7 protein-coding genes are annotated in these 11,010 nt (G+C 33.8%); all 7 read right to left on the reverse strand.

Going from position 1 to position 11,010, the window contains the following annotated elements; genetic code table 11:
* Positions 1-2,210: CD3337/EF1877 family mobilome membrane protein (locus ABH960_RS29155; RefSeq protein WP_404449903.1), on the reverse strand; the 2,210-nt coding region annotated here is incomplete at its 3' end.
* A gap of 31 nt (positions 2,211-2,241) precedes the next feature.
* The gene (locus ABH960_RS29160; protein ID WP_404449906.1) at positions 2,242-2,724 is read right to left on the reverse strand and encodes a hypothetical protein; all 483 of its coding nucleotides are present in this window, start codon (positions 2,722-2,724) and stop codon (positions 2,242-2,244) included.
* 1 nt (position 2,725) lies between these two features.
* Entirely contained in the window at positions 2,726-5,266 is a 2,541-nt protein-coding gene (locus ABH960_RS29165; protein WP_404449908.1) for an ATP-binding protein, read from the reverse strand.
* A 59-nt stretch (positions 5,267-5,325) separates the two neighbouring features.
* The gene (locus ABH960_RS29170) at positions 5,326-5,730 is read right to left on the reverse strand and encodes a TcpE family conjugal transfer membrane protein (protein ID WP_000192364.1); all 405 of its coding nucleotides are present in this window, start codon (positions 5,728-5,730) and stop codon (positions 5,326-5,328) included.
* A 41-nt stretch (positions 5,731-5,771) separates the two neighbouring features.
* A complete protein-coding gene (locus ABH960_RS29175) occupies positions 5,772-6,062 on the reverse strand; it encodes a hypothetical protein (protein ID WP_000421388.1) in 291 nt (96 codons plus the stop codon).
* A gap of 2 nt (positions 6,063-6,064) precedes the next feature.
* Entirely contained in the window at positions 6,065-7,171 is a 1,107-nt protein-coding gene (locus ABH960_RS29180) for a conjugal transfer protein (protein ID WP_404449911.1), read from the reverse strand.
* Between the two features lie 903 nt (positions 7,172-8,074).
* Positions 8,075-9,784, reverse strand: coding sequence for a hypothetical protein (locus tag ABH960_RS29185; RefSeq protein ID WP_404449913.1), 1,710 nt, complete (start codon positions 9,782-9,784; stop codon positions 8,075-8,077).
* Positions 9,785-11,010 lie beyond the last annotated feature (1,226 nt).

The following is an 11,010-nucleotide window of genomic DNA, read 5'->3' on the forward strand; positions in this document are numbered from 1 at the left end:
GATGGTGTTGTCCCTGACTGTGGTGTTGTGATTGGCTTACTTTCCATCGGATTCGCTGGTGATGGTGTTGTCCCTGACTGTGGTGTTGTGATTGGTTTGCCATCCATCGGATTCGCTGGTGATGGTGTTGTCCCTGACTGTGGTGTTGTGATTGGTTTGCCATCCATCGGATTCGCTGGTGATGGTGTTGTCCCTGACTGTGGTGTTGTAATTGGTTTGCCATCCATCGGATTCGCTGGTGATGGTGTTGTTCCTGGCTGTGGTGTTGTGATCGGTTTGCCATCCATTGATTTTGTTTGACCCGTTGGTGGTTTAATTGTTCCTACTGGTTTTGCTTCCGCCTTTACATCTTCTTGCTTATTCTCAAGTCCACCATTATTTTGATGTGCTACCGGTCTAACTTGAGCTTTTACATCTTCTTCTTTATTATTTAGTTCCTCATTTGATTGCGCTACTGGTTTAACATCCGCTTTTACATCCTCTTCTTTATCTTTTAGTTCTGCTTGTTGTATTTCAGGATTATTATCTTCATGTTTCCCTCGTACTGCTAATTCTGGATTCTCTTTAGTTGCGGCTACTTCTTCCTTAGCCCTTTCTTGCTCCTGATTTCCTTTTCTATCGCGAACACCTAAATTTTCTTCTTTTTTCATTTGATTAATATTTTTTTCTTTTTCTGCTTGCATTTGTTCTTTTTCCTTGCGTTTACCATCTGCTACCTTTTCTTTTCTATCTGCATAGTTTTCTTTCAACTGTTTAAACTTACTATAGCCTGATTTACCCACTTTTCCTGCCACCGCAGCACTTGCAACACCTGCGGCTCCAGCTACTGCTACACCTCTTCCAACTGTCTTAGATCCACGTCTAACATCACGATATTTCTGCCTAATATTACTCATAGCATCTGAAGCTCTTGCTGCCCCTGCATTTGCTGGTACTGTAGTAATTGCATCGAAAATTGTTTTACGGTATAACCAAACACCCAAGAATGAAAGTATTTGTAGTATAGCTACAACTAAGTATCCATACTTATCAGTAGCACTGAACAAAATTGACGATACCCAAAACATTAAAGTTACCAGGAAACCAATTGCAACTTTCATAAGCAATGTTCTAAACAGTTCAGCTAAGAACTTTTTAGCAGTTCCAGTCCAAGCAGGTACTAATGCCATTAATAACATTACAGGTGACATTAGCGCTACGATGATAAACATTAATTGATAAAATAACATCGCCATACTGCATAATCCCAATACAATCCATAAAGGAGCATTAATAACACCTAGTAGTAATACGAGTGCCCCTCTTTCAAAAGTAGCATCTAACGACAGTGTTTTGTTTTTCTGAATCTCAACTTCCTCTTTTATAAGATCTTTTCTTTTTTCAGGATCTGTCGTTGTTAACAATTTCTTTATTCTTTCATCACCGATTTTCTTCATATCTGTTGTGCCAAACTGTAATAATGTATAAGGTTGCTTTATTAATAGAGTGTGTGTTAAATCAGTAATGGAATCAACACCACTTGAATGCCCTTCACTTGCTCCACTAATACTTTGAGATGTATCAAGAACAGTTTTATTTACTTGCTCTGAAAAATTGTTTAATCCTTTGATGATATAACTTGAATTCGCAAAAAAGCCTAGAGTGAAAACTAAAATACCTAAAGCTTTTAACAATCCTCCTAGCATTTCCGACTGACGTCGCTGTATAAAGCCTACCCAGATAACCCAGCATGCTAGTAAAGCTAACATGAGCCCAATTAGTTCACTATATATTCCATTACCCCAAGAACCATTGAATCCTGCTGTTTTAGATATTACCTCACCCAACTTATCTCCAACATCGGCAACTATATTTAAACTCATTGATTGGCCTACCAAACTTGTGACCAAACTACTAATTGCAAGGTTTACTGTCCATGCAATACTAATTAATATAAAAATAGTTGCTACAATTTGTTCTTTAATACTATCTTTCCATTTCCAAAATTTAAGAGATTCACCAAATCCACCTTCTGGAGTATAAACATCGATGCCATAACTACTTGGTGGATATTCCTCAAATTTTAATTTTTCTTTACTTTTCGGAATAATGTCATCAATAAGGGAGTGTCTTGGCTCTTCTTCCGCATAGACTGGTGTAGCTTTAAAAAGTAAATTAAATACTAAAAGCAGAGTACACATTAATAACAATAGGGTAATAAACTTTTTCATTACATGTTACTCCCCCTTTATGGGAAACCTATTAATCTTTTGAACTAAACTCATTAGTCGGTTTAGTATTTGCTACTTCATCAATTTCATTTCGTTCGGGTCCAGAATAACTTCGAACTTTAAAACCATCTTCTGTACGAACGACCCTTACCCATTTCACTGCTTTATCGATATTTTTAGGGGGCTTCTTTGAAATAAAGTTATACATAATTGTATCCTTATCTCCCACATATTCTTTTACTGTATAATCTTTGTAAAATAAATTATTTTGAGGTCCTTTATTAGGATCCAATATTTCATTTTTCTCCCCATCGACAACTAATTTACGTATTGTTCTCAAATCATTTCGTAAATCTGCGTTTACAAAGTCAAGCATCATTTCCCTTGGAGTGTGTCCCTGTTTATCTTTTTCTTCTCCTACACTCTTTTCACTATTACCACATGCCGCACTCAAGAAAAGAGTACCTACACATAGACTTGTTAGTATAATTTTTTTAAATTTTGTTTTTACCATGTTAACTCACTCCTACATTTATTTTTTCTTCCCCTCCTTCGACAAAGGTTGCATTAACTTCCTGCTTTTCATCATCATTTGACTTTCTATAATTCTTCCTTGCATTTGGTCTTGTATCGAATGCATCGTATAGATCCTTGAACACTACATCCATTGTGACAACACCTGTTCTTCCTTGAATATCCTGGAATAAACATTGGCCTGTTTCTAAATTTGTAATAATTGCATGATTTTCTTCATTGTCAGGTAATCCAAAGAAATCTAAGATTGAGGAAATTTCTTTACTGTCTGTATTACGGAATGAGAACTTCATACCGATATTATTTTTAAATGTCTCATCTCCAAGGTCACTTGCACTTTGAGTTGCAAAGTAAACTGCAGAGTTTAAAGCACGACCTTCACGAACTAGCTTACGAGCCAACTCTCGCCCTTGAGAAGTTCCCATAATTGCCCATGCTTCATCTAATAAAACAATTTTGAATTTAGTAGGGTCTTTTTGAAAGAATTTTCTTGCAAATGAAGATAGAGACATCAGCATACTAACTGATAAATTTTCCTGTAAGGTATAATCTTTCGGATCTTTTTGAATATCTGGCATGTCAAGATGCTGAATTTGTATGATATTTACTGCTGTATCAAGTTCAATATCTCTATTTGTTCCATCACCAAAGATTAAGTGTGCAAATGATAAATTCTCAAATGCTTGAATATGAGCGGCTAGTTGTTGATCCACTTTATCCTCACTATCTTCAAGGTATTGAGATACAGCCGTTAAGCATGGCTCTTCCATTCCTGCAACAAATTCTACAGCAGAAGCCAAGCGCGGGAATTTTTCCGAGTTATCAGGTTTAATACCTGTAATGAAAGTAAGAATTGTCATCGCTAACTCAATTGCATCTTTTCGGCTATGTTTATGAATGATAAATGGGTCAAGTTTCCCTTCATCTCGTCTATCAGTCCCTAGTGTAATTACGTTTACTTTACCTTCTAAACCATGTAAATCTTCTGTCCAGTTCCCCCTCTCACCTTTCGGATCGACTATCAGTGTTTGTGCTCCTCCAAGAACAGCTAAGTAAACAATTAAGTTCGTTCCAAATGATTTACCGGAACCAGTACTTCCCGTTACTGCAACTGAAAGTGCGCTTGTTTTTTGATTTGCAACGGTATTTGTTGCTGCGAGAGAAGGTGTCATATAGACTGCTTTGTTTAAAATACCAGTTGTTCCAATATAAAACCCGATATTATCCCCTAAATCTTGTGTTGCTCCAAACATACCGGCCGCAAGTACTCCAGGTTCCATAAAGTGTATATAATCATTTACATACCTTCTTGCCCCAGGGATATGTTCATTAAACAGGAGGAACTGATCTCCATATGGTCTTACTAGTTCAATCATCATCTCTCTATAAATAGAAATGAGTGAATTTGTATTCCGACGCATTGTATCTAAATCTTCGGCACATATACAGAAAGATACTGATGTTTTTACTAACGGCATACGTGTCTTTTGTATGAGGGCTTGTAGCTCAGTAGCTTCCTGAACACCTTCATACACGTTTAATCCAACAGTTTGTGCATTTTCCCTTGCATGCATTTCTTGATCTTCTAAATCCTTTTTCTTCTTATTTAGTTTAGATAGTGCTTTACGATGATTTATGTTTTCTGTACGGACACTTAATTCAATAGGGAAATCTATGTTTTGAATCATATACATCCACTCTTGGTCTGGAAACTCCATCGTATATGGGATTTTAGATGTAGATAAAAAGCTCATATATGCTGGATATTCTAACCCGTCGGTACCAATCTGGGACATTTCAATATGTCTTCCTTTAACATCAAATTCTGCTTCGGATAATCGTAATAAGCTTTCTTGATTTGGTATTATTGCAGAGTCGTCATTCTGTACGGGAGGTGTCCATCCAGCAGTTACTGGCGCCTCTAATGTGCGATAGAAGTTTCTTAATATAATCCATTGCGTTTCATTAGTTTCTAGAGCCCTTACAGCCAAATGTTTTCTTATTTTATTTTTAAAAGCGCTAGCTTCTCTTTTAAACATCTCCAAATCAGTTTTTAGTATTTTGGTATCACCAAGTAACCCAAACTGTTCTGCAGTGTTTTTAAAGGTATGAAATGCTGTGTACAACATTTCTTTAAACCCTTCTTGTATGTGTCTTACCTTTAATTTCACGCCAATAAAATATCGGTACTCTACTGCATTTTTACCAAATTTTCGTTCTAGCTCATGTACGACATCATCTGTATGATCAATTGCAAGTTCTTTTAATTCACCGCTTACTGTTTCTTTGAATTCATCTGCTTTTTCTTGGAAGTTCTGATAAACAGGAATCATTAAGAGGTGCTTTTCTTCATCAAAATTCCAAAACAAGCCAAGTTGACGCATGAATAAGGTATTTTTATCATCATCGCCTCGGAACTCGTATGGTATTCCGTATGCCTCATAATACGCCCAGCAAGAGCCATCTTGGTTAAAAATCAAATTTTCGTGAAAGTATTTGACTGGAAATTCAACCTGATTCATTTTACCCTCCTTAGAGAAGAATATGAGACTAAAATAATTCTTCTGTATAGATTAATTAATTACTTATTATTGATTGAATCATCCTTGAATCGTATTAAGGTTTTATATTGATAGTTTCCAATATTACCAGTTGTATCTTTATAGCGGCTAATCTTCTTATTTTCGAACATAAACACGAAAAATCGAAACAAAAATTTATGTGGGCTTTTTCCATCCAATTCTACATTGCCAAAGAAGTATGCTATTCCACCTGGTAGTATTAAATATTTTAAAAACACATTATTTCCTAAAGGTAAAAACTGATCTAGAATTAAAATTAAAAGTAAAGATCCAACAAAGAAGCCCAACTGTCTATAAGGAACTGGGAAAGGGAGGGTTAAGTCCCTTATCCCGTATAAACTCTTAGGAATATCCCATATCGAGTTGTATGTCCTAACTTCTTTACGAGTCGGCTTTTGAGTCATTTCTACCAACCCCTTTAATATTTTCAGAGATTTTTAATTTATCACTTGAATACTAAATTATATAATTTTGTACCAAGATCTTTGAAAACGTCTGGAGAGAATACAAAAACTGATAATAGTGCACAAACAATTATCCAACCAAGTAAACCAGCCATTTGTCGTTTAACTGCAAAGATAATTACTCCAATAAGTGCTACAACTAAAAAGATTGGACCTAATTGAGCTACTAACCAATTTTTAATATTTACTCCAAAATTAATATTACCTATTACAGCTGCATCTGTAATAGCAGGTAATTGGTGAGCTAACATATCTAATCCCAAAAGCTCCATAATTATTTACCCTCCACTTTCTCTAACGTATTTTCAAATTTTTTCATAGAGCTAATTGAAAACTTGTTATCTTTATTTACTAAATTTAAGTCATATGTGTATGTGTACTCTAAGCTGCTATCGTTGTCTTTTAATTTTGCATCAACTAAGACTTTATAACCTTTATCTTTATCTTCATAAATACGAAGGTTTTCTAATTTGCTAAATGTCATAATACCTTTTAGTCCATTTGTTATATTGCTTTTTTCAAAGTAGTAAGCAATTTCTTCTGGTGTTCCTTCTGTATACACTTTAAATACAGATTGTAAAAATTGTTCTACTTTTTTTATTTCTGCATCTGTATTAATTTCTCGTCCTTCTGATTTGAAAGTGGCTACTTTATAAGGGGCCTTTTCTCTCTCTCCATGAACGATCGTAGGATCGTTAGGGACTACCATCTTCCCTTTCTCCATTAAAATTGGAATAGAGAAGTACCTTGTAACTTCTTTAGGTTCTTTTGGTGTATCTGGGGCTTGAGTCGTTCCAGGAGCTGGATTATTTACAGGTTCTAGTTTTTGAATGATTTTCAATGTAACTTCTGCTTCATTTCCTTTTTGCCGAACCTCTACAGCTTCCGACTTAACTAAAGTACTAGAAGCATTTTTTAAAGTATCTCTATTTAATCCTCCTTGCTCATCGGATCCTTCAACTAAATATTTTTCTAATCGTTTTTTCCGCGCTTCAGCTACATTCATATCAACCTTCCAATTAAAATAATCAGCGGCAAAACTATTCGCATATGCAATTAATTCTGCTTCTGACATTTTAATTTTTACGGGTTCCTCCTTCTTTTCCTGAACAGCTACTGCTCTAGGAGGACCAGCAAGTTGGATAAATGAAAGGGAGCTTCCTGCAAACACGAATCCCATCACACACCAAAATGTAACCTTACCTACTTTTCTTCCTGTTATAGCTGGAACTTTCTCCCTTGTTTTACGTTTCTTCTTTTCTTTAAGTGCTTCTGAATTTTCTTGTTGCATATCTAATATTTCAGTTGTTTTATTCTTTGCTTTTTTAAAGAATGTAAATTTCTTTTTTTCGGCGTTTTTCTGGGATTTCTTTTTTACCATGTCTTCACCTCTCTTTTTAAATGGTTAGGAGATTACAAAGTTCATTGTAATTTCCACTAATCAACTATCTACTTTAAGTATGATTTACTTTTTTCGGAAATCTAAGAGAAATGAAATTGGTTTTACACAGGGTCTATTCTCTATAGTAAGTATTACACAATATAAAAACCTAATATAATATATATCTTTAATATATATAAAGAAAAAAGATAAAACTTTTATACAGAGAAAAAATCGTCTTAAAACATTGCTGTGCTAAGGGTTCATAATTACTCTAGCCGTAAAAAATCATAAAAAGTAAATACTGGGAATGTACTTAATGAGCTGGATGATGATTAAAAACTACAAAATATCGTAAAGTAGTTATATAAAAACTACATATAATCATCGTTAATTTGATGCGAATGAATGAATAAATAATAAATGCAAATTTTGCTGATTTATGAACAAACTTTCCACATTTCTTAAAAACTACACACAATTTATTAACAAATTGGTCAAAGTTAGGAACAGAATCCACTTTTTAAACATAACTAACAGAAGTTTTTCTGATTTTAAGTAGATTTAGAGATAGAACATGATAAGAACAGTACTTAAGGCTTTATGTTATACACATCAGGTCAAAATTATTAAGATATCAACAGAATTATAAAAAATATTTCTGCTTTTTTGTAGATGAAATGATATAAAAAGAATGAATATTCAGATTTAAAATCTTAGAAATTGTGAATATCTCCTTTTGTTTCACGTGCAATGTATGGAATTGCATAAAAAATAGAGAGTCGTGATCATTTAAATTGAAAACTTTCTCTCTGTTTTGTTTGAAGTAATACACTCTATACGTTACCTCCAACACGAATAGCCCTCTACTTTTGTTTTTTTCAAAAATAGAGAGCTGCATCTTTACATTGCTGGAAGCAGCTGATCAACCGTATGTGGTATTTCACTTGTTGAACGGTAATATGCTTCTAAGGACTGTAGAAACTGAATTAAATCAAAGTCTTTAGGGACCTCAATTACACGAATCTTTTCCTTCGGCAATTTATCAATTTTTTCAATGAACAGTTCACGAATATCACTAGGGATTTGATTTCCTTTATGACCACTAGACTTTAAGAGTTCGCGAATTTCAATTTCTAATGCTGTATATGTGTTAATATTTACTCCTTGCTCATAAGCATATTTTCTAAATAGTGATTCCTCTTGATACTGCATGTAATTACGATGGTAAGCATCTATAGTTACAGGTACAGCATATTTCACATGAAGCAGGTCATGCGCTTTACGGAATAGCTTTTGAACATTTCGTAAAGAGTATATAGCAAAATGAGTACCAAATTTAAAAATGGCCTCTTCTTGATCATGTTTAGGTATATTGTGTGTAATTAAAGGATAAATTCCAGTTTTAGCAGCTGTGTCTAATACACGATATTGAGAAGATTGCTTTAATAATTTACTTAGCGTATAAACAAGCTTTTTCGGATATCCTTCTTGTCGATCAATCATTTCTCGTAAGCCACGAACTACTTGGCGAATTTGACGGTGACAAGAGTGTTTTAAAACGTTAATAAATTGGTTCATATCCTTTGCAAATTCAGCAATATTCATTTCAACTAACAAGTTCTCAATGAATTTAACTTTACGCTTATATGTATCTCGTGGTGTAAATGGATCACGGTATTCTGCTCCTTCTTCTTTCGCGCATAAGAAATCAGGATGTACAGATAAATGCAATGTTGTGTATTGCTTTTTATTCCTCTTCCCTTTTTCTAACTTGCAAATTTTAAATAAAGGAGATCCAGTAGCAGAAAGTTTTGTTTCTAATTCCTCAAGTACAGCACGAATCTGATGTGGGTATTTCTTATGTAAGTAACGATACATACCACCAAAGTGTGTTGAGTTTCCTTGTTCATCAACTTTGAATAAAGAACGTTTCAGGGTAGTTTCGCGTTTCTGCTGCATTGCTACATCCATGAATAGTTTCTTAGCTGCAATAGATAACTCAAAGAATTCTTTGGTAAATACTATCGGGCTAATAAATGTATATGCATTTGCTTTATTCGTTTCCTTATTCATGAAATCAGTTAAGATGATTTTATATTTACCACTGTACTCATTTTCGATTGTAATGATGTTATGGAAACTTAACTTCTTCAAAGCCACATAAAATTGTGAGTGGTGAATATGTGCAAATGCTTCTTTATAATTTTTATAATCTTCCCAAAGCATGTGGATCGATACATGCGTAAGCTCACCATATGTATTACATTTTTTATGAAGAAATAGAAATACTTCTAGATCAGCATTTGTAATACCATATAGCTTATGTTTTCTGCCTTCGTTTTTATCAAATCCACTTACTTTATCTACAATCTTTTTCATTTTCAGTGAAAAAGATGGCTTTGCTTGTTCAACAAATCCCTCTTCATCTGCAATTCGTTCTTCATAGGACATTGAATTCACAATGTCTTCTAGATAGGTATCTTTAAAACTGTAATATTTACCTTCCAAAGCTTCTACTAACTTTTGCCATGATTTAATTGTTACAATTACCGGTGTTGTTGTTTCACCATTCAAACTACGTTTGTTCTTTATAACGAAAGGTTTTGCCATCTTTTTCACCTCCTTTTATTTTAAGTTGCAGTTTTCCCCACAATTAGATGTAGAATATCATTTTTGATTATATCAAATCGAATACTGGTGAAATTTGTCCCTTTAAGAGGAAAAATAAAAAAATGAAACGTGCCTCAATCCCTTGTGCGACAAGGGATTTGACGTTTCATAAAAAAAAGTTTGTTGCCACCATAGGGCTATGAAGTTTTTTGAATATGAAACGTAGTATGTAGTGGGATGAATCTTTCTAAACTGTTGATTTGATAGGGTTTTACGCTGTTTTTGTTTTAAAGTTATAGCCATCATATAGCTATAACGTTTCATATTTTTAATTGACTAAGAAATTTCTGTAGATTCCTTATAAACACTGATATATAGGGAGTTATAGCTGTTTTTAAAGTGAAAGTTGTAGCCATCATACCGCTATAAACGTTTCATTTCGTTTCATGTTTCCTGCCATCATATAGCTATAACGTTTCATGTTTTTAAAACAAGTCATATTTTATTGAAAACTGCTGTAACCCTTGGTATATATAGATTTGTTTGAAGTTTTAAAGTGAAAGTTGTAGCCATCATATAGCTATAATGATTTTATTGTGTTTTCTTTCATATTTAATGAAATGGCTTTATATCAACGTTTATTAGTAAATTACATAGAATAAAAAAAATTTTAGTCGAATGATTTTCAGGATATTCTCGTTTCATTTTTTTAAAGTTGTAGCCATCATATAGCTATAACGTTTCATAAATTACGAAATTGTAACCACAATATAGCTATTTATTATTAAAAGTAAGAAGTAATAGCCAAGATAAAGCTATGCCGTTTCAAGTAAGAAGTAATAGCCGCGATAAGGCTATGCAGTTTCAAATAAGAGCTTATAGCCAAGATAAAGCTATGCCGTTTCAAGTAAGAAGTAATAGCCGTGATAAGGCTATATAGTTTCAAATAAGAGCTTATAGCCAAGATAAAGCTATGCCGTTTCAAGTAAGAAGTAATAGCCGTGATAAGGCTATATAGTTTCAAGTAAGAAGTAATAGCCGCGATAAGGCTATATAGTTTCAAATAAGAGCTTATAGCCGTGATAAGGCTATATAGTTTCAAGTAAGAAGTAATAGCCATGATAAGGCTACATAGTTTCAAGTAAGAAGTAATAGCCATGATAAGGCTACATAGTTTCAAGTAAGAAGTAATAGCCGCGATAAGGCTATATAGTTTCAAATAAGAG

This window comes from Bacillus sp. RC252, assembly GCF_044909215.1.
GTDB lineage: Bacteria > Bacillota > Bacilli > Bacillales > Bacillaceae_G > Bacillus_A > Bacillus_A mycoides.